The sequence below is a fragment of the Mycolicibacterium aichiense genome (assembly GCF_010726245.1).
Taxonomy (GTDB): domain Bacteria; phylum Actinomycetota; class Actinomycetes; order Mycobacteriales; family Mycobacteriaceae; genus Mycobacterium; species Mycobacterium aichiense.
Genome location: NZ_AP022561.1, coordinates 4,339,693 through 4,358,823, shown reverse-complemented (window position 1 = coordinate 4,358,823; position 19,131 = coordinate 4,339,693). Strand labels below are relative to the sequence as shown.

Annotated in this window: 20 protein-coding genes; 12 read left to right on the top strand and 8 right to left on the bottom strand. The window is 67.6% G+C overall.

Translation table 11 applies throughout. The features are described 5' to 3' along the window. Positions 1-26 precede the first annotated feature (26 nt). A complete protein-coding gene (gene dapE, locus G6N32_RS20775) occupies positions 27-1,091 on the top strand; it encodes a succinyl-diaminopimelate desuccinylase (protein WP_115321657.1) in 1,065 nt (354 codons plus the stop codon). A gap of 6 nt (positions 1,092-1,097) precedes the next feature. Here the strand turns inward: dapE and G6N32_RS20770 are convergent, their stop codons facing one another. Then, positions 1,098-2,699 (bottom strand): phytoene desaturase family protein, encoded by a 1,602-nt coding sequence (locus tag G6N32_RS20770; RefSeq protein ID WP_115321656.1) that lies wholly within the window; start codon positions 2,697-2,699, stop codon positions 1,098-1,100. 99 nt (positions 2,700-2,798) lie between these two features. Here G6N32_RS20770 and G6N32_RS20765 point away from each other — a divergent pair, with 99 nt between their 5' ends. Together G6N32_RS20765 and G6N32_RS20760 are read left to right on the top strand one after the other, a co-directional pair. Further along, positions 2,799-3,389, top strand: a complete 591-nt coding sequence (locus G6N32_RS20765) for a TetR family transcriptional regulator (RefSeq protein WP_115321655.1) — start codon at positions 2,799-2,801, stop codon at positions 3,387-3,389. 67 nt (positions 3,390-3,456) lie between these two features. Continuing rightward, positions 3,457-4,611 carry an aromatic ring-hydroxylating oxygenase subunit alpha gene (locus G6N32_RS20760; RefSeq protein ID WP_115321654.1) on the top strand — a complete coding sequence of 385 codons (1,155 nt, stop codon included), beginning with the start codon at positions 3,457-3,459 and terminating at the stop codon, positions 4,609-4,611. Here the strand turns inward: G6N32_RS20760 and G6N32_RS20755 are convergent. Next, positions 4,601-6,670 (bottom strand): ATP-binding protein, encoded by a 2,070-nt coding sequence (locus G6N32_RS20755; protein WP_115321653.1) that lies wholly within the window; start codon positions 6,668-6,670, stop codon positions 4,601-4,603. The two genes, G6N32_RS20760 and G6N32_RS20755, sit on opposite strands and share 11 nt — an antisense overlap. A 72-nt stretch (positions 6,671-6,742) precedes the next feature. Here G6N32_RS20755 and G6N32_RS20750 point away from each other — a divergent pair, with 72 nt between their 5' ends. From G6N32_RS20750 to G6N32_RS20720, 7 genes are all read left to right on the top strand, one after another. Continuing rightward, complete coding sequence (locus tag G6N32_RS20750; RefSeq protein ID WP_163789356.1) at positions 6,743-7,306, top strand: cytokinin riboside 5'-monophosphate phosphoribohydrolase; 564 nt, start codon at positions 6,743-6,745, stop codon at positions 7,304-7,306. A 50-nt stretch (positions 7,307-7,356) separates the two neighbouring features. Next, on the top strand, positions 7,357-9,180 hold the full coding sequence (fadD6, locus tag G6N32_RS20745) for a long-chain-acyl-CoA synthetase FadD6 (RefSeq protein ID WP_115322047.1): 1,824 nt from the start codon (positions 7,357-7,359) through the stop codon (positions 9,178-9,180). A gap of 47 nt (positions 9,181-9,227) precedes the next feature. Beyond that, positions 9,228-10,103 carry a dihydropteroate synthase gene (gene folP, locus G6N32_RS20740; RefSeq protein ID WP_115321651.1) on the top strand — a complete coding sequence of 292 codons (876 nt, stop codon included), beginning with the start codon at positions 9,228-9,230 and terminating at the stop codon, positions 10,101-10,103. Further along, positions 10,100-11,035: a glucosyl-3-phosphoglycerate synthase gene (locus G6N32_RS20735; RefSeq protein WP_083121248.1), complete on the top strand. Its 936-nt coding sequence runs from the start codon at positions 10,100-10,102 to the stop codon at positions 11,033-11,035. The genes folP and G6N32_RS20735 overlap by 4 nt, the downstream gene beginning before the upstream one ends. 88 nt (positions 11,036-11,123) lie before the next feature. Further along, complete coding sequence (locus tag G6N32_RS20730) at positions 11,124-11,474, top strand: DivIVA domain-containing protein (RefSeq protein WP_036343814.1); 351 nt, start codon at positions 11,124-11,126, stop codon at positions 11,472-11,474. Beyond that, on the top strand, positions 11,471-12,046 hold the full coding sequence (locus tag G6N32_RS20725) for a DNA-3-methyladenine glycosylase I (RefSeq protein ID WP_115321650.1): 576 nt from the start codon (positions 11,471-11,473) through the stop codon (positions 12,044-12,046). The genes G6N32_RS20730 and G6N32_RS20725 overlap by 4 nt, the downstream gene beginning before the upstream one ends. 164 nt (positions 12,047-12,210) lie before the next feature. Further along, positions 12,211-12,378, top strand: coding sequence for a DUF3117 domain-containing protein (locus G6N32_RS20720; protein ID WP_005059648.1), 168 nt, complete (start codon positions 12,211-12,213; stop codon positions 12,376-12,378). 64 nt (positions 12,379-12,442) lie between these two features. Here G6N32_RS20720 and glgA read toward each other — a convergent pair whose 3' ends face one another. Further along, positions 12,443-13,606, bottom strand: coding sequence for a glycogen synthase (gene glgA / locus G6N32_RS20715; protein ID WP_115321649.1), 1,164 nt, complete (start codon positions 13,604-13,606; stop codon positions 12,443-12,445). 179 nt (positions 13,607-13,785) lie between these two features. Here glgA and glgC point away from each other — a divergent pair, with 179 nt between their 5' ends. Then, complete coding sequence (gene glgC, locus G6N32_RS20710) at positions 13,786-15,000, top strand: glucose-1-phosphate adenylyltransferase (protein WP_036343821.1); 1,215 nt, start codon at positions 13,786-13,788, stop codon at positions 14,998-15,000. Here the strand turns inward: glgC and G6N32_RS20705 are convergent. Genes G6N32_RS20705 through G6N32_RS20695 form a run of 3 tightly spaced genes read right to left on the bottom strand, consistent with a single transcriptional unit; the run spans position 14,997 to position 17,374 of the window. Next, a complete protein-coding gene (locus G6N32_RS20705) occupies positions 14,997-16,049 on the bottom strand; it encodes an NHL repeat-containing protein (protein WP_147292065.1) in 1,053 nt (350 codons plus the stop codon). The two genes, glgC and G6N32_RS20705, sit on opposite strands and share 4 nt — an antisense overlap. 29 nt (positions 16,050-16,078) lie before the next feature. Next, positions 16,079-16,672: a DUF4126 domain-containing protein gene (locus tag G6N32_RS20700; protein WP_115321647.1), complete on the bottom strand. Its 594-nt coding sequence runs from the start codon at positions 16,670-16,672 to the stop codon at positions 16,079-16,081. 60 nt (positions 16,673-16,732) lie between these two features. Further along, positions 16,733-17,374 (bottom strand): NADPH-dependent F420 reductase, encoded by a 642-nt coding sequence (locus G6N32_RS20695; RefSeq protein ID WP_115321646.1) that lies wholly within the window; start codon positions 17,372-17,374, stop codon positions 16,733-16,735. 91 nt (positions 17,375-17,465) lie between these two features. Between G6N32_RS20695 and G6N32_RS20690 the strand changes: the two genes are divergently transcribed. Further along, the gene (locus G6N32_RS20690) at positions 17,466-18,038 is read left to right on the top strand and encodes a TetR/AcrR family transcriptional regulator (RefSeq protein ID WP_115321645.1); all 573 of its coding nucleotides are present in this window, start codon (positions 17,466-17,468) and stop codon (positions 18,036-18,038) included. Here the strand turns inward: G6N32_RS20690 and G6N32_RS20685 are convergent. Together G6N32_RS20685 and G6N32_RS20680 are read right to left on the bottom strand one after the other, a co-directional pair. Beyond that, positions 17,998-18,363 carry a nuclear transport factor 2 family protein gene (locus G6N32_RS20685; protein ID WP_115321644.1) on the bottom strand — a complete coding sequence of 122 codons (366 nt, stop codon included), beginning with the start codon at positions 18,361-18,363 and terminating at the stop codon, positions 17,998-18,000. The genes G6N32_RS20690 and G6N32_RS20685 overlap by 41 nt on opposite strands. Positions 18,364-18,456: 93 nt before the next feature. After that, positions 18,457-19,131, bottom strand: a complete 675-nt coding sequence (locus tag G6N32_RS20680; protein ID WP_115321643.1) for a methyltransferase family protein — start codon at positions 19,129-19,131, stop codon at positions 18,457-18,459.

The window sequence follows — 19,131 nt, the reverse complement described above, 5'->3', positions numbered from 1 at the left end:
CGCGCTGCCCGCTAGCCTGGTCAGTTGTGTTGGATCTACACGCTGACCCGATCGCGCTGACCGCCGCGCTCGTCGATATCCCGAGTGTGTCGCGGGATGAGGCGCGCATCGCCGGCGAGGTCGAGTCGGCGCTGCGCGCGCAGACGTCGGGCTACGAGATCATCCGCAATGGCGACGCGGTGCTGGCCCGCACGAACTTCGGCCTGCCGTCGCGGGTGGTGCTGGCCGGTCACCTCGACACCGTTCCGATCGCCGACAACGTGCCGTCGCGGTTCGACGCCGATCACCTGTATGGGTGCGGCACCTCGGACATGAAGTCCGGTGACGCGGTGTTCCTGCACCTGGCCGCCACCATCGCCGAGCCCGCCCACGACATCACCCTGATCTTCTACGACTGCGAAGAGATCGAAGCCTCCGCCAACGGACTCAACCGGATCCAGCGCGAGCTTCCGGACTGGCTGACCGCGGACGTCGCGATTCTCGGTGAGCCGTCCGGCGGCTATATCGAGGCCGGCTGTCAGGGCACCTTGCGGGTGGTGATCTCGGCGACCGGAACGCGGGCGCATTCGGCGCGATCCTGGCTGGGCGACAACGCCATTCACAAACTCGGCCCGGTGCTCGACCGGCTGTCCGGATACCAGGCCCGGATGGTCGAGATCGACGGCTGTACGTACCGCGAAGGGCTGTCGGCGGTGAAGATCGACGGGGGTGTGGCAGGCAACGTCATCCCCGACGCCGCGCAGTTGACCGTGAACTTTCGGTTCGCGCCGGACCGCTCACCCGACCAGGCACTGGCTCACGTGCGAGAGGTGTTCGACGGGCTCGACGTACATCTGGAGCAGACCGATGTCGCCGCCGGTGCGCTCCCCGGGCTGAGTCATCCCGCGGCGGCGGCGCTGGTGGCGGCCGCCGACGGGATGGTGCGTGCCAAGTTTGGCTGGACCGACGTCGCCCGGTTCGCCGCGCTGGGCATCCCCGCCGTGAACTACGGGCCGGGCGACCCCAATCTGGCGCACAAACGCGACGAACGGGTGTCGCTGGCCCAGATCACCGCCGTCACCGAGACGTTGCGGCGCTACCTCACCGGGTGAACGGTCTTACCGAGCGGCGCGGGAGTTGAGCCGTTCGACCACGGCCTGGCCTCCGTTCCAGCCCGGTAAACCGGTGACCCCTGGCCCAGGGTGGGCTCCCTGCCCGACGAGGAAGAGGTTGTCCACCGGCGTGGAGTATTGCGACTCGCCCGGCACGCCCCTGCGGTTCCAGATCTGCACCGGGCTCAGCGTTCCGTGTGCGAAGTCGCCTTTGTGCGCACTGAACGCGCTGCCGAAGTACCGGTTGGAGAACACGACCCGTTCGCCGATGCGCTCTCGGAAGCCGGGGGAGAACCGCTCGATCGTGGCCAGGCAGGCGTCGGCGTAGCGCTCCTTTTGCTCGCGGTGCTCGTCGGCGTCCATGCCCACCGGGAAGTACTGCGCGTAGATCGTGGCACTGTGATGGCCTTCGGGCGCCAGCGTCGTATCGCAGTAACTCGGCATATACAGATAGGCGGGCGGATTCTCCGCCGGGAAACGGCCGGCCCGGTACTGGTCCCAACCGTCGGCGACGTACTCCGCCGAGGGAAGGTAGGCCAGCGTCGGGACTTTCTTGCCGTTGTCGGACACGAAGGGTTGCAGCCGCTCGATCCACTCGGGCTCGCCCTCGATGGTCATGTGCGCCTGGATGTATCCCAGATCGAAGTTGATCTCCCGGAGCTTCCGCACGAAGTCCGTCGGGAAGTGTTGTTCGCCAGTCAATCCCAGGAAGGTCGTATACGGGTCCGCGGTCGAGCACACCACGTCGGCGGTGACCGTCGATCCGTCGCGCAACGTCACTCCGGTGGCCTTTGGGCTTCCGCTGCTGGATTCCACCACAATCGATTTGACTGGTGTCGCCAGCCGGACGTCCACTCCCATCGACTCGGCCCGCCGCTGCAGTGCCTTGCTGAGGTTGCCGATGCCGCCGCGCGGCATCACGATGCGGTCGGTCATCTCGCCGGGGCTGCGCAACATGTAGTGGTAGACCAATGACGCCCCCGATCCCGGCGTCCACGGCCCGCCGTCGAACCCGTCGACCGCCATCGCGGCCATCGAGCCTTGCAGGGTGCGGGCCATGTCGCCCGGGAAGAACCGCCGGACGATGTCCATCGCCGGCCCGAACCACATGTCCGCGAACGCTCGCCGGGTTTCGCGGTCGGCTTGTTCTGCGATGACCTCGAAGATATCGATCTCCGGGTCGAACATCGCCTGTCGGAAGTACTTGTCGAACTGCCCGACATGCGCGAAGAGTTCACCGGCGGCCATCGCCACATCGGGCCCGTGATCCTCGAGCATGTGCGTGGCCATGCGCTCCATGTCGTTGTAGAGCACGAATGGCACGTCGCCCTCGTCACCGAACGTGCAGGCCGACGACCACTGCGGCACCAGCTCGTATCCGAAGTCTTCGATCTCGAGCCGCTTGGTCATCTGTTCCGACCACACCAGCACCGCCCAGGCGCCGACGCTGTGCTGGTAGCCGTCGAACAGGGTTCGGGTGGCGGCCATTCCGCCGACGAAGTGATTGCGTTCCACCACCAGCACGGATGCCCCTGCCTTGGCCAGCACATTCGCGGCGGTCAATCCGTTGTGGCCGGCTCCGATGATGATCGCGTCGAAATCTGGCATGACGTCTCCGTTCGGTTGTAACTGCGCATCCCCAAAATGGCAGATGTGACATTCTGGTGTCAAGGATGACAATTTGTGGCTTTGGCTTACAGTGACCCCATGGTCGGAGCGTTGACGTCTGCGACATCCAAGGCCGAGCGCACGCGGCTTGCGTTGCGCGATGCGGCGATCAAGCGGTTCGTGTTGGAGGGTTTCGACGCGACGTCGGTCGCCGACATCGCCGCGGACGTCAGCGTCAGTGAGCGCACCTTCTACCGGTACTTCTCGACCAAAGAGGAAGTGCTGTTCTCCGATTACGAACTGCGCCTCGAGTGGTTTCGCCGGGCATTGGAGGTAAGGCCACGCGGCGAACCGATCGTGACCTCCGTGATGACCGCGACCGAATCTTTCCCTGGTGAGCCTGCCGTGCTCGCCGAGCTGGCCAGGCTTCGTGATCGCGACCTTGGCGCCGGGCGCATCGAGTGGCATCTGCACCGTCTGCAGGCTCGGTACGCGTCGACCATCGAGAACCATCTGCTGCCCGCCGAACCGACGGTCGACGAGCGGCTGACGGCGCGCATTCGCTCGTTGATGATCGGCAGCGCGGTATTCAGCGCTCTCGACATCTGGATGCGCACGGCGGCGGGTGACCTCGCCGAACTGCGGCGACTCACCGAACTCGGGCTGCGCACAGCTGCCGACGGACTCTGAGCGAGTTCTTGCTTCTGTCGCATCTGACGTTTTAGTGTCATGTGCGACATTTGCTCAGTGCTGTTCGATGGGAAGGAAACCCGCGATGGACCGCGACGAGTTGATCGGCATCCTCAAAGACATCCTCGAACTGGCATCCGACGGCAGCACGGCCATGACCGACGACGTCGTCGAACTCGACAGCGCCAGGTTCTGCGATCCGGAGCGGTTGGCTCGGGAACGCGAGGTGTTATTCCTGCGCCGCCCGCAGGTGGTCGGCATGGCTGTCGATCTGAAACCCGGGCACTTCTCCACGCAGACCGTAGCCGGCGTGCCAGTTCTGCTGACACGTGACAACGACGGCGGATTCCACGCGTTCCTCAACGCATGCCGGCATCGCGGCACCACGCTGGCCGACGGATGCGGCAAAGCTCGTCGGCTCGTATGTCCCTGGCACGCTTGGTCATACGATCTGAAAGGATCGCTGACCGGGGTGGCCCACGCCGGCACCTTCGGTGACGTCGACAAGGGACAGACCGGCTTGATCGCACTGCCCGCCGCCGAACGCTACGGCATGTTGTTCGTCACGCCGACGCCTGGCATGGAGATCGACATCGACGCGATGATGGGCGATCTCGGAGCCGAGTTGGACGGCTTGGATTTCTCGCGATTACATCTGGTAGCCGAGCGCACCACCGAGGTCGACCTGAACTGGAAGTTGGGCAACGACACCGGATTCGAGCTATACCACGTGTCATATCTGCACAAGGACAGCGTAGGGCCAGCCAACATCGGTAACACCGGTCTGTACCGGCGCTACGAGTACAACCATCGGATGGCGGCGGTGTCGCCCGCCGCGCTGGATCTGATCGGTACACCTGAAAGTCAGTGGCGGCCGATGGATCACCTGCAGTTCATCTACAACATCTTCCCCAGCACCGGCTTGGTCGTCGCGGCACCGATGGTGGCCCTGACCCGACTGGATCCGGGCTCGGTTCCCGGCAAGTCGACGTTCCGGTTCGCCTCGTACAGCTGGGAGCCGCTGGACGACGAAAATGCCCGTGCGGGGGCGGAATTCATGAACGAGTTTCTCTACAACGTCGTCACCAGCGAGGACTTCCCGACTGCCGCACGCACCCAAGCGAATCTGGAGACCGGCCTGCTCGACCGCATTCTCGTCGGCCGCAACGAGCCGGCCATCGCCTGGGCGCACCGGGCTTATGACGTGCTGATCACCGGGTGAACGCGCAGTCCACCGTCTCCGCCAGTTTCGAGATCGCCCCGGCGGCCTGCGCATCGCCGAGCCGGGCCGCCTCATTCCACGCCCACACCGCGACCCCCAGCTGACCGCTGCGCTCCGCGCCGCGGGCCGCTTCGCGTGCGGCGTCGATCGCTGCGTGGGTGCCGTCGCCGACGGTGGCCAGCCGCCATGCCCGCGCCACCCCCAGTTCGGGGGCGAACAACGCGGATTTGGTGCCGTGCCGGGAGTCGGCCCGGCTCAGCGCCTTCGCCGAATCGGCGATCTCACCCTGCTGGGCCAGCGCGGTGGTCAGGTACATCAGCGACAGCGGACCCCACGAGTAGCCGGTGCGCTCCAGCGTCGCCGCGGCCGGGCCGAGTAGTCGCGCTGCACCCGTCGGATTCCCCTGGGCTAGCAGCACCTGCGCCAGCAACACCTCTCCGATCGAGCGGCCCGGCTGGGCCAGCTCGGCGAAGTCGGTGAACTCACCGGCGACCTCGAGCGCGGCATCGGGCTGCCCGGTCATCAGCAGCGTGGTGGTCTGCGCCAGGCCGACGGTGAATCGCAGCAGGCCGGGGTGCTCGGCGTCCAACGCCCGCTTCACCAGTGCGTCCACCTGATCGAAGCGGCCCATCCGTGCCGCGCACAAGGCCGAGGCGCTGGCCGCCCACGCCACCGCCATGTCCTCGGCCTCCGGCGCCGCGAGCACGCCTGCCGCGATCTCGACGGCCCGCGCCACGTTGCCCGCGTTCATCGCGAACGTCGCCGACAGCGCGTCCAGGGTCAGCCTGGCCGCCGTCGAGTTGATCCGCTTGCGGGTGTTCTGCAGGAACGCGGTGGCGCGCTCGGGTTCGGACAGCATCCAGAACTGATTGGCCGCGCGCGGCAACGCCCACGCCATCACCTCGTCCTCGGTGAGTGCGGCCGCGTCGACCTCGGCGAGCACCGAATCCGCTTCCCGGCCGCGGCCCTGCCAGGCCAGCGCGTAGCTGAGCGCGAGCCGGGCGTCGAAGCGTTCGGACCGCGCCAGGGCCGCCCCGGCGAGCCGTTCACTCAGGGTCAGATCGCCGAGCCGCAGCGCCTGCTGTGCTGCCGCCACCACGTCATCGACGGGCTCGGGGGAGTCGCTGTCCAGTGCGAGCGCCGCGCGGCCGAGGCGATCACAGAGGTGGCGGTGAGGCTGGGCGGCGAGCTGGGTCAGGATCTCGGTTCGTAACCGCCTGGTGTCGGCCGGGTCGGCTTCCTGGTTCATCCGCTCGACGAACAGCGGGTGACCGGCATACACCGTCTGGCCGAATAGCTCTGCGGCACCGGCTGTTTCGGCCTGTACAACGGCGTCGTCACCGGCGAGTGCGGCCAGGTCGTCGCGCGACAGCGGCTCGTGTACGGCCAGGTAGCTCAGTGCGGTGCGGGCCCCGGTCGGTAGCTCGGCCAGATACGCATCGACCAGACCGGCCAGTGACGTTGCCGCCGAACGGGTCTGCAGATGCAGTCGCAGTTCCAGCGGATTGCCGCCGGTGCGGCGGTACTCGTCGCCCAGCGGCCGACCCAACGCGGTCAGCACGGCCCCGGTCTCGTCCTGGTCGAGCGGACCGACGTCGAGCGCGGTCAGCAGTTCATCGTCGACCAGTGCGGTCACCGCCGACGGCAGCGTCGCGCCCGCCCGGACCGTGACGATCAGCCGGGCCGACCCGTGCCGCGCCAACTGATAGACCAGGCTGGCCGACAACGGATCGAGCAGTTGAGCGTCGTCGACGATGATCAACGTGCTATCCGCTTGGGCGAGCAGAGATTCCAGCGCCGAGTGGATCAGTGCGGCAGGCTTTCCCACCTCGTGGACCTCGACCAGTGGGCCGAACGCCCCGAACGGCACGGCGGCCTGGCCGCCGGTGGCTTTCACCCGGACCGGCGCGGTCTCCCCGAGCCGATCGGCGATCTGGCCGGCCAGCGTCGTCTTGCCGACCCCGTCGGCGCCGACCAGGACCAGCCCGCGATGAGTGCCGAGCAGCTCGATCGCGCGGTCGCAGGACTGGCGCGGCACGAGCGGCCACTGATTCGGCATAGCCGGACTGTATTTGCCTGCACCGCACCGGCACGGCAATAGCGGTAAATCGGCTGCGTTAGGTTTGCCGGTGTGGAACCCGAGAACCGCGACGACGAGTGGGCGGTGTGCGTCTACTGCGCATCCGGCCCGCGTCACCCCGACCTGCTCGACCTCGCCCGACGGGTGGGGGAGGCGATTGCCGACCGGGGCTGGACGCTGGTGTCCGGCGGCGGCAACGTCTCGGCGATGGGCGCGGTGGCCGAGGGTGCCCGCTCCCACGGTGGGCGCACGGTCGGGGTCATCCCCAAGGCGCTGGTGCACCGGGAGCTGGCCGACGTCGATGCCGACGAGCTGATCGTCACCGACACCATGCGTCAGCGCAAACAAGTCATGGAAGACCGCAGCGACGCCTTCCTGGCACTCCCGGGCGGGATCGGCACGCTGGAGGAACTTTTCGAAACGTGGACCGCGGGGTACCTGGGTATGCATGAAAAACCGGTGGTGCTCCTTGACCCCACCGGCCACTACGACGGTCTGCGCACCTGGTTGGGGTCACTCGTCGAGCCCGGTTTCGTCGCACAGGCAGCATTGGACCGGCTGGTGGTCGTCGATGTCGTCGAGGCGGCGCTCGACGTCTGCGCACCCCGGACGTGACCAGGGTTACTCTGACTCGCGGGACGGGCGACACACGGGAGGTGGCATCGATGGCCAGCAATAGTTCTGCCGAATCCGGCGATTCCGGCGCGGGAAAGTCGGGTGCGAAGCATTCGGTAGGGCTGCTCGACCTGGCCACCCGGTTGCCCGCGGTGGTGATGGATGCGCCCGTGATCGTGCGCGGCGCACTGACCGGTCTGCTGGCGCTGCCGACCACGAAGACCTCCATCGGCAAGGTGTTCCAAGATCGCGCCGCGCGCTACGCCGACCGCGTGTTCATCCGGATGGGCGACGAGAAGATCACCTACCGCGAAGCCAACGAGACGGCCAACCGGCTCGCGGCGGTGTTGGCCGACAAGGGAGTTGGCCGCGGCGACGTGGTCGGCATCATGCTGCGCAACTCGCCGCATGCCGTCCTGATGATGCTCGCCGCGGTCAAGTGCGGCGCGGTTGCCGGCATGCTGAATTACCACCAGCGCGGAGATGTGTTGTCGCACAGCATCGGTCTGCTGGATGCGAAGGTCGTGATCGCCGAATCCGACCTGATCGATCCGATCACCGAAAGCGGCGCCGAGGTAGCCGACCTGGTGACGATCGAGGATTTCGTCGAACAGGCCAAGGGCAAGTCGACCGACAACCCGGCGTCGGCGTCACAGGTCCAGGCCAAGGACACCGCCTTTTACATCTTCACCTCGGGCACCACCGGGCACCCGAAGGCCAGCGTGATGACCCACCACCGGTGGCTGCGCGCGCTGGCGGCGTTCGGCGGATTGGGGTTGCGGCTCAACAGCAATGACACCCTGTACTGCCCGCTGCCGCTCTACCACAACAACGCGCTCACGGTCGCGGTGTCCTCGGTGATCAACGCGGGCGGCACTCTGGCACTGGGCAAGTCGTTCTCGGCGTCGCGGTTCTGGGACGACGTGATCAATATGGAAGCCACCGCCTTCATCTACATCGGCGAGGTGTGCCGCTATCTGCTGAACCAGCCGGCGAAGGACACCGACCGCGCCCACAAGATCCGCGTCATCGCCGGCAACGGGTTGCGCCCGGAGATCTGGGAGGAGTTCACCCGCCGGTTCAACATCGGCCGGGTCGCCGAGTTCTACGCCGCCAGCGAGGGCAACACCGCCTTCATCAACATCTTCAACATCCCCAAGACCACCGGCATCAGCCCGATGCCACTGGCTTACGTCGAGTACGACGCGGAGACCGGCGAGCCGGCCCGCGACGAGAACGGCCGGGTCCGCAAGGTGGCGCCCGGTGAGCCCGGCCTGCTGATCAGCCCGGTGAACAAGCTCTCGCCCTTCGACGGCTACACCGACAAGGAAGCCAGCGAGAAGAAGTTGGTCCGCAATGCCTTCAAAGAGGGCGATGTCTGGTTCAACACCGGCGACGTGATGAACCCGCAGGGCATGCGCCACGCCGCCTTCGCCGACCGGCTCGGCGACACCTTCCGGTGGAAGGGCGAGAACGTCGCCACCACCCAGGTCGAGGCCGCGCTGGGCCAGGACAAGAACGTCGAGGAGTCGACGGTGTTCGGCGTCGAGGTGCCCGACACCGGCGGGCGGGCCGGGATGGCGGCGGTCAAGCTCCGTGACGGAGTGGAATTCGACGGCAAGGCGCTGGCCGACACCGTCTACGGCAACCTGCCCGGTTACGCCGTGCCGTTGTTCATCCGGATCGTCGAGTCGCTGGAGACCACGTCGACGTTCAAGAGCCGCAAGGTGGACCTGCGCAAGCAGGGCTACGGGGCCGACGGCGACGAGATCGAGGACCCGCTCTACGTGCTGAAGGGCCGTGACGAGGGCTACGTACCGTTCTACGACGAGTATCCCGAGGAAGTGGCGGCCGGCTCCCGGCCCAAGGGATAGGCAGCCGCCATGTCGTCGAACTCTGCGCCACCAGGCACCATGGTGGAGTGAAGTCGACGTTCTGCGGACGGCCGGTGGCCGGTGATCGCGCGCTGATCATGGCGATCGTCAACCGCACACCCGACTCGTTCTACGACCGGGGCGCGACCTTCACCGACGAGGCCGCCAAGGACGCCGCCCACCGGGTGGTTGCCGAGGGGGCCGACGTGGTCGACGTCGGGGGAGTCAAGGCCGGGCCCGGAACCCTGGTCGACGCCGACGAGGAGATCGCCCGGGTGGTGCCGTTCATCGAGTGGCTCCGCGGCGAGTATCCCGACCAGCTGATCAGCGTCGACACCTGGCGTTCCGCGGTGGCCAAGCAGGCCTGCGCGGCCGGAGCGGACCTGATCAACGACACCTGGGCCGGTGCCGACCCGTCCCTTCCCGAGGTCGCCGCCGAGTTCGGCGCCGGGCTGGTGTGCTCCCACACTGGGGGTGCGACGCCGCGCACCCGGCCGTTCCGGGTCAGCTACGGCACGACCGTGACCGGCGTGGTCGACGACGTCATCGCCGAGGTCACCTCCGCCGCCGAACGCGCGGTGGCGATCGGGGTGGCCCGGGACGCGATTCTGATCGACCCGACCCACGATTTCGGCAAAAATACTCATCACGGTCTTAGTTTGTTGCGCCACGTAAAAGATCTTGTTAATACCGGATGGCCCGTCCTGATGGCACTGAGTAACAAGGATTTCGTCGGGGAGACTTTGGGTGTGGAGCTCACCGAACGCCTCGAGGGCACGCTGGCAGCGACCGCTTTGGCCGCCGCCGACGGAGCCCGGATGTTCCGGGTGCATGAAGTGGGACCCACTCGGCGTGTGCTGGAAATGGTCGCGTCGATCCGTGGGGAGCGTCCGCCGGCGCGGACGGTGAGGGGCTTGGCATGACCGAACTCGCCAACGACACACTTCCCGGCGACACCTGGCTGTCTGACCACAGCTGGAGCCGGCCGACCTGGACCATCGCTGAACTGGTGGCCGCCAAACGCGGCCGCACCATCTCCGTCGTCCTTCCTGCGCTCAACGAGGAGGAGACCGTCGGATCGGTGGTGGACACCATCCGCCCGCTGCTGGGCGGCCTGGTCGACGAGCTGATCGTGCTGGATTCCGGCTCCACCGACGACACCGAGATCGAAGCCATCGCCGCCGGCGCCCGGGTGGTCACCCGCGAGCAGGCGGTGCCCGAGGTGGAGCCGCAGCCCGGCAAGGGTGAAGTGTTGTGGCGCTCGCTGGCGGCCACCACCGGCGACATCATCGTGTTCGTCGACTCCGATTTGATCGACCCCGACCCGATGTTCGTTCCGCGACTGGTCGGTCCGCTGCTCACCGGCGACGGCATCCACCTGGTCAAGGGCTTCTACCGGCGGCCGCTGAAGGTCGGCAAGGGTGAGGACGCCAACGGTGGCGGCCGGGTCACCGAACTGGTCGCCCGTCCGCTGCTGGCCGCGCTGCGCCCCGAACTGGGTTGCGTGCTGCAACCGCTGGGCGGCGAGTACGCCGGCACCCGCGAGCTGCTGACCTCGGTGCCGTTCGCCCCGGGCTATGGCGTGGAGATCGGCCTGCTGGTCGACACCTACGACCGGCTCGGGCTGCAGGCCATCGCGCAGGTCAACCTCGGCGTCCGCAGCCACCGCAACCGGCCGCTGATCGAGCTGGGTGCGATGAGCCGCCAGGTGATCGCCACGCTGCTGTCCCGGTGCGGCATCACCGACTCCGGGATCGGGCTGACGCAATTCCTGCCCGACGGGCACGACGGCTACCTGCCGCAGACCACCAAGGTCTCGCTGGCCGACCGGCCGCCGATGAACACCCTGCGCTGAGCGCGCTCTCACCCATACCGACATTTCGCAGCAGAAATGCGAGTGCAAGCGTGCAGAACGTCGATCTCGGCGCAAGTAATCTCGTGACGTGACATTGATCCTGCTGTACCTGGTGGTGCTGATCCTGATCGGCATCGTCCTGTTCGGGGTGGCCAGCCTGGTGTTCGGGCGGGGCGAGCAGCTGCCGCCGCTGCCGCGGGCCACCACGGCCACCGTGCTGCCCGCCTCCGGGGTCACCGGAGCGGACGTCGAGGCCGTCAAGTTCACCCAGGTGCTGCGCGGCTACAAGACCAGCGAAGTGGACTGGGTGCTGGACCGGCTCGGCGCCGAACTGGACCAGCTGCGCGGCGAACTCTCCGCGGTACGCGCAGCCGCCGGGCTCGACGAGCCGGTACACACCCACCACGCCGCGCCTGCTGCCGACGAGGAATCGGTGTGACGGAACCCGCGCCGGACGACGGCCGCACCCGCTGCGGCTGGGCGCAAGGGTCGCAGCTGTACCGCGACTACCACGACGACGAGTGGGGCCGGGAGCTGCGCGGCGAGGTGGCGCTGTTCGAGCGGATGAGCCTCGAGGCGTTCCAGAGCGGCCTGTCGTGGCTGATCATCCTGCGTAAACGGGACAACTTCCGGCGGGCGTTCAGCGGCTTCGACATCGAAACGGTGGCCGGCTACGGCGACCGTGACGTCAGCCGGTTGATGGCCGATGAGGGCATCGTGCGCAACCGCGCCAAGATCGAGGCCACCATCGCCAACGCCAGGGCCGTCGCCGAACTCGACGTCGACCTGTCCGACCTGTTGTGGTCCTACGCCCCGCCGCCGCGCCCGAGGCCCAAGACGATGGCCGACGTGCCGGCGATCACGCCGGAGTCCCAGGCGATGGCCAAGGACCTCAAGAAGCGTGGTTTCCGCTTCGTGGGCCCCACCACCGCCTACGCGCTGATGCAGGCCACCGGGATGGTGGACGATCACCTGGCGTCGTGCTGGGTTCCCGGCCCGACCACACCCTGACGGCGCAAATCGGACCCCCTAAATCGGCCCTTTCACACCAATGCTCGCCGATAAGGAACAATAGAATCGAAAACAAGCAGTTCAGTGCCGACGCACCAGCCACGTGCCCGGCGCTGGACCGGGTCCGTGAGCACGGGCCGGCTCGAACCTGGAGGGAGCACTCGATGGCGGCGATGAAGCCCCGGACCGGTGACGGTCCGCTGGAAGCAACCAAGGAGGGGCGCGGCATCGTGATGCGGGTACCGCTGGAAGGCGGCGGACGACTGGTCGTGGAGCTGACACCCGACGAGGCGGCCGCCCTGGGTGACGAACTCAAGAACGTCACCAGCTAACTGATCCACCCTCGAAACCCCGCGTCGACGCGCGGGGTTTCTTCTCGGCCGGTCGCCCTTCGGGCTATGCCGACACCTTGCGGTAAATTTCGAGCGTCTGCTCGGCGATGTGCGCCCACGAGAACTCGTCGATGCAGCGCTGCCGGCCGGCCGCCCCGAATCGGCGCGCCTTCTCCAGATCGCCCACCAGCGCATTGACCGCCTCGGCGAGCCCGGCCTCGAAGCCAACCGGGTCGCTCGACTCGTAGTGCACCAGCGTTCCGGTCACCCCGTCGTCGACCACCTCAGGTATGCCGCCCACGTCGGATGCCACCACGGCCGTTCCGCAGGCCATCGCCTCCAGATTCACGATGCCGAGCGGCTCGTACACCGAGGGGCACACGAACGCCGTTGCTGCCGAGAGTATTTCGCGGATCTTCCCGATGGGCAGGAACTCCTGCACCCAGAACACGCCACTGCGCCGCCCGGCCAGCTCCTGCACGGCCGAGCTCACCTCGGCGGCGATCTCCGGGGTGTCGGGCGCACCGGCGCACAGCACCACCTGGATCTCCGGGTCGAAGCGGTGCGCCGCGGCGATCAGGTGCGGGACACCCTTCTGCCGGGTGATCCGGCCGACGAACGCCACCATGGGCCGCGATGGGTCGACGCCGAGTTCGGCGAGCACCGACTCACCCCGCTCGGGCGGCGCCGGATACCAGACGTCGGTGTCGATTCCGTTCTTCACCACATGAACCCGGTCGGGGTCCAACGCCGGATACACCGACAGAACGTCGTCGCGCATGCCGGAACTGACCGCGATCACCCCGTCCGCCGCCTCGACCGCGGTGCGTTCCACCCACAGCGACACCCGGTAGCCGCCGCCGAGCTGCTCGGCCTTCCACGGCCGCAACGGTTCGAGGGAGTGCGCGGTCAGCACATGGGGGACGTCGTACAGCAGCGAGGCGAGGTGACCGGCCATCCCGGTGTACCAGGTGTGCGAGTGCACCACCGTCGCCTCGGCGGCCGCATTGGCCATCACCAGATCCGCGGACAGCGTCGACAGCGCCGGGTTGGCCCCCTTGAGCGCAGGATCGGGCTGATGGACGAAGGCGCCCTGGCGTGGGGCGCCCATACAGTGCACGTCCACCTCGCACAGTCGCCGCAACTGTGCGACGAGTTCCGTCACGTGTACGCCCGCCCCGCCGTAAACCTCGGGTGGATACTCCCGAGTCATCATCGCCACCCGCATACGCCCGACCGTAGTGGGCGGCGCTGCGCGGCGCATCCTCCTTCCCGTCGCTTCGCTCGCCCCGACCTTGTGGGTCAACGTGCTTGCGCGCGACCCCAAGTCGCTTCGGTCGCGACACGACGACCTGCAATAGCGGCGTTGGCCTAGCCGTCGGTTGCGTGTGCCGATAGGTTTGCAGGATGAGGGAATTGCCACACGTGCTGGGCATCGTCCTGGCGGGCGGAGAGGGCAAACGGCTCTATCCGCTGACCGCGGACCGGGCCAAGCCGGCGGTTCCCTTCGGCGGCGCGTACCGCCTCATCGATTTCGTGCTGTCGAATCTGGTCAACGCGCGCTACCTCCGCATCTGTGTGCTCACCCAGTACAAGTCGCACTCGCTGGACCGGCACATCTCGCAGAACTGGCGGCTGAGCGGTCTGGCCGGTGAATACATCACGCCGGTTCCCGCCCAGCAGCGTCTCGGCCCGCGCTGGTACACCGGCTCGGCCGACGCGATCTACCAGTCGCTCAACCTGATCTACGACGAGGATCCGGACTACATCGTGGTTTTCGGTGCCGACCACGTGTACCGGATGGACCCCGAGCAGATGGTGAAGTTCCACATCGAGAGCGGGGCCGGGGCCACCGTCGCCGGTATCCGGGTGCCTCGCGCCGAGGCGCACGCATTCGGGTGCATCGACGCCGACGAGTCCGGCCGCATCCGGGAGTTCATCGAGAAGCCCGCCGACCCGCCGGGTACGCCGGACGATCCCGAGCAGACCTTCGTGTCGATGGGCAACTACATCTTCACCACCAAAGTGCTGATCGACGCCATTCGCGCCGACGCCGACGATGACAACTCCGATCACGACATGGGCGGCGACATCATTCCGCGGCTGGTGTCCGACGGCATGGCCGCGGTGTACGACTTCAGCAACAACGAAGTCCCCGGCGCCACCGAGCGCGACCACGGCTACTGGCGCGACGTCGGAACGCTGGATGCGTTCTACGACGCCCACATGGATTTGGTGTCGGTGCACCCGGTGTTCAACCTCTACAACAAGCGCTGGCCGATCCGCGGAGAGTCGGAGAACCTGGCACCCGCGAAGTTCGTCAACGGCGGCTCGGCACAGGAGTCCGTGGTCGGTGCCGGGAGCATCATCTCCGCGGCGTCGGTGCGCAATTCGGTGCTGTCGAGCAACGTCGCGATCGAGGACGGCGCGATCGTCGAGGGCAGCGTGCTGATGCCCGGTGTGCGGGTTGGCCGCGGCGCGGTGGTCCGGCACGCCATCCTGGACAAGAACGTGGTCGTCGGCCCCGGCGAGATGGTCGGCGTGGACCTGGAGAAGGACCGCGACCGGTTCGCGATCAGCGCAGGCGGCGTGGTGGCCGTCGGCAAGGGCGTCTGGATCTAACCGGCCGGAAGCAGGTCAGGTCCGATGATCTGGACGCTGCTGCTGCCACCCCCGTCGCTGCCGGTCACCACGATGGCACCGGAATTCGGCTCGACGGCAACGGAATTGGGCTGACGCACGGTGGCCACATCGGCGAGGGTCCGGCTCGCCGCCGGGTCTGCGATATCCACCACCCGCACCGCGTTCCGCTCGGTCAGCGTGATGAAGAGGCGGTGGCGCCGGGCGTCGTAGGCCAGCCCGTAGGGCTTGCCGGGTGCCTCGATTCTGGCCACCTGGGTGACCTTCGGATCGACACGTTCGAGGTAGACGGCACCGCCGTCGGTGTCGGCGAACGCGGCCAGATCACCGGAAAGCGAGACCGCGTGGGTGAGTTTGGCGCCCACCGGGGCCTGGCTGACCAGCTCACGCGTCGAGCCGTCGTACACCCATACCCCGTTTCCCTGGACATCGGCGACGGCCGCGTAGTTGCCGACGGCCGCGACACCGCCGGGCTGCGGAGGGCCGGCGGGCAGCGAGGCGACCACCTGACCGTCGCGGACGAACAGGACGCCGCCGCCGCCTTCGTTGGTCACCACGATGGTTCCCGACGACGTCGCCGCCGCGTCGTGCGGCTGGCGTCCGACTCCGGTGACGGTGGCGGTGATGGTGCCGTCGGTGAGGTTGAGTTCGAGTAGCTCATCGGTGCCCTCCAGCGGGGCCAGCACGGGGCCGTCCGGACCGGCCAGGCTGAGGTGGCGAGCGGCGCTCGGGGTCGGGATCCGCTGGCGTTGCGTGCCGGTCGCGGCATCGAACAGCACTATGCCGTTGGGATCCCGCACCGCGACGGCCGCGATTCCCGACGTCCCGACGACGACGCCTTCCGGTGCGTTGCCGAGCGGGACGACGATGCCGGCCGGCGCCGCGGTGGGCGGACCCGCCCTGGCCGGCTCGGCGGGCGGGGCGTGCGTCGTGGTGACCGGCTGGGGTTCATCGGCCTGACCGGCGCACCCGGCCGCCACCGAGCATCCGATCGTCAGTACGCACAGAGACGTTCGGATGCGGTGGCCCACCTGCGCACAATGCCCCACCGAGATGTCGGCTAAACCGGACCCCGCGCGGCCTTGCGCCGTCGCCGGCGCCGCCACAGCGCGACCGCGGCCCACGCCAGGGCGATCATCACCACGAGCACCAGCGCGGGGATGAGTATCGCGATGAACACCAGTGCGACGCTGACGATGTCCTCGATGGTGCTGAGCACCGGCGCCGCGGTGCCGGCCGAGGCGACGTTGGCCGCCGGGCGGACCGCCGTTTTGGTCAGGTGGACGACCAGGGCCGTGACGACACCGATGGCGATCGGAACCCACTGGCCGGTCCTGGCGAATTCACCGGGGTCGGTGACCGCGGCGGTCTGCGCGGCGGTGCCCGACCCGAAGACGATGCCGCCGGCCGTCGGGCGGACGAACGTCTGGACGGCGTCGTTGACCGAGTCGAGAGCGGGGATCTTGTCGGCGACGACCTCGATCAGCAGCAGCACCGCGACGATGGCGATCACCCAGCCGTTCTCCAGCCACGACCACCCGGCCGGCAAGGTGACGAGGTCGGTGAACCGGGCCAGCAGCGCAAGCGACAGCAGCGGGATGTAGGCGTTGAGGCCCGCGGCGGTGGCCAGCCCGAAGCCGGTCATCAGCTCCAATGGCGCCTCCCATGCCGTGACGGTCGTCCTGTACAGGATGACGCGTCACTGTGCCGGGCGTCAGGCGTCGATGAGATCCATCTCCGCCGGGCTTGCGCCGCCGATGGCTTGCGAGATGAAGCTGCGCGTGGTCAGCGGGCCGCCGAACTGCTGCAGCAGACCGCCCTGGTCGTTGCGCCCGAGATCGATCGCTTCGAATCCGAACTGCTCGATGAGTGCGGCCACGTCGGCGTTGGCGGCCGCGTCATTGCCGGACACGAACAGCACGCGGCGTCCGCCGTGACCGTCACCGGGGTCGTGGGCGAGCACCTTGGCCCAGGTATGGCCGAACGCCTTGACCACCCGGGCATTGGCCGACCACTGTTCCACGAGGTCCGAGGAGGCGCGGCCGCCCAGGTCGGCCGGCGAAAAGGTGCTGTAGTCAATGGCATTGGTGGCATCGACGATGATGCGCCCATTCCAGTCGGTTACCTGGCCGACCAGACCCTCGACAGCGTCGAACGGGACGGCCAGGACGACGACGTCGGCGAGCAGCGCATCGGAGACGTCGGTGGGCACGATGTGCGAGCCCAGCCGCTCGGCGAGCGGCGCAACTCCCGCCGGTCCTCGCGAGGCGGCCACCGCGACGTCGAGGCCGATCCGCGCGAAGTGGCCCGCGACCGCCGATCCGATGTTGCCCGAGCCGATGATGGCATAGGTCATGTCAGCGCCTCACAGTTTTGTAGTAACCATTAAAGTTATTGATCGCGACGTTAGCAGAATCCATGACGGGGTGACGCTTAGGATCGACGCCATGGCTCGGCCCCCGAAGTTCGACCGCGCGGAAGCGTTGCGTCGGGCCATGCACCTGTTCTGGGAGCATGGATTCGAGGCCACCTCGGTCAACGATCTGACCGGGGCCATGGGCATTTCGGCCCCCAGCCTCTACGCCGCGTTCGGGGACAAGCAGGCTCTCTACGACGCGGCCGTCGACCTGTACGAACTGACCGCCGTGGTGCCACCCGCGCTGGAAGCGGCCACCGCCCGCGCGGCCTTCGAGATGATGCTGGACCGGGCGGTGGAGCTCTACACCCGGCCCGGCCATCCGCGCGGCTGCTTCGTCATCGCCGACCCACTGTTGCGGCAACGCAGGGGAGTTGGCCGCGCCGCGATCGCCGACCGGTTACGCCAGGCTCAGCGCGCGGGCGACCTCGACGGCGAGGTGGACGTCGAGGCGCTCACCGACTACATCGACACCGTCCTGCGAGGTTTGTCGGCCAAGGCCCGGGATGGCGCCAGCCGCAAGCAATTGCGGGCCGCCGCGGATCTCGCGCTGCGTGCCTGGCCTAAGCGGGCGAAGCGCCGGGCTCCTTCGTCACCACCGTGAACAACTGGGCGATGCGCTCGTTCTCCACGATCGCGACGTCGAAACCGGAGATCAACGGCTCGGTCCCGGCTGAACCGGGGGCAAAGACGTCGAACGCGAGAAACCCCATGTTCGCGGTCTGGCGCACGGGTCCGGACTGGACGAAATTCAGGCCGGCGAGCGGCCCGTCGAGCAGTGCTTGAGCCTTCTCGTGCAGGCGATCCTGACCGACGACGGTCTCCTCGGCATCCGACCACCGCACGTCCGGTGCGTAGTTGCGTCGAACGACCTCGAGACGTTGTTGTCCATCGCGCTCGTTGAACACCGCCAGGAGGTTCTCCTGCATGAGGCGAGTGATGTTCGGATTCAACGAGTTTCCTATCCTACGCGGGCACGGGCACTCGTCAACTTAAATGGTCATGCAAGTTAGGTCAAGTGCTCACCAGATCAGCGGCACCAGGCGGTAACGCACCTTCTGCGTGTACTCCCGATAGCCGTCCAGTTCCTCGGTGAGCATCTTCTCCTCGTCGATGATCCGCGCCGCCATCAACAGCAGCCCGACGACGACCAGCAGCAGAGCCCAGTACGAGCCGAGCGCCAGTGCGATCCCGATCATCAGGATCACATTGCCGAAGTACATCGGGTGCCGCACAAAGCCGTACAGCCCGGTGCTCACCAGCGGCTGGCCCTCCTCGACGATGATGTTGGCCGAGGCGTAGTGGTTCTGGACCACCACCCACATCGCCAGGCTCAGACCGGTTGCCACCAGCACATCGCCGACCACCGACAACCACGCAGGTACGGTCGACCAACCGAAGCGGTAGTCCAGGGCCGGCACCACCAGCATCGCGGCGAAGACCAGGAACGTCCCGGCGATCACGACCTTTTGGACCGGCCGGGTCTCCGCCCTGACACCGGCATGGGTGCGCCGCTCGAAGGCGTCGGGATACTTCCGGCCCAGGTACAGCGTCGGGATCAAGCTCGCGATGCTGAACACCGCCAGGAACGCCCAGCCCTGCCAATAGCTCAGGGTTCCCGCCGGGACGAACAGCAGCACAGCGAAGGCCGCGATACCGCCGATGGCCGAGATCGCGATTCGAAGTGACGGTCCCAT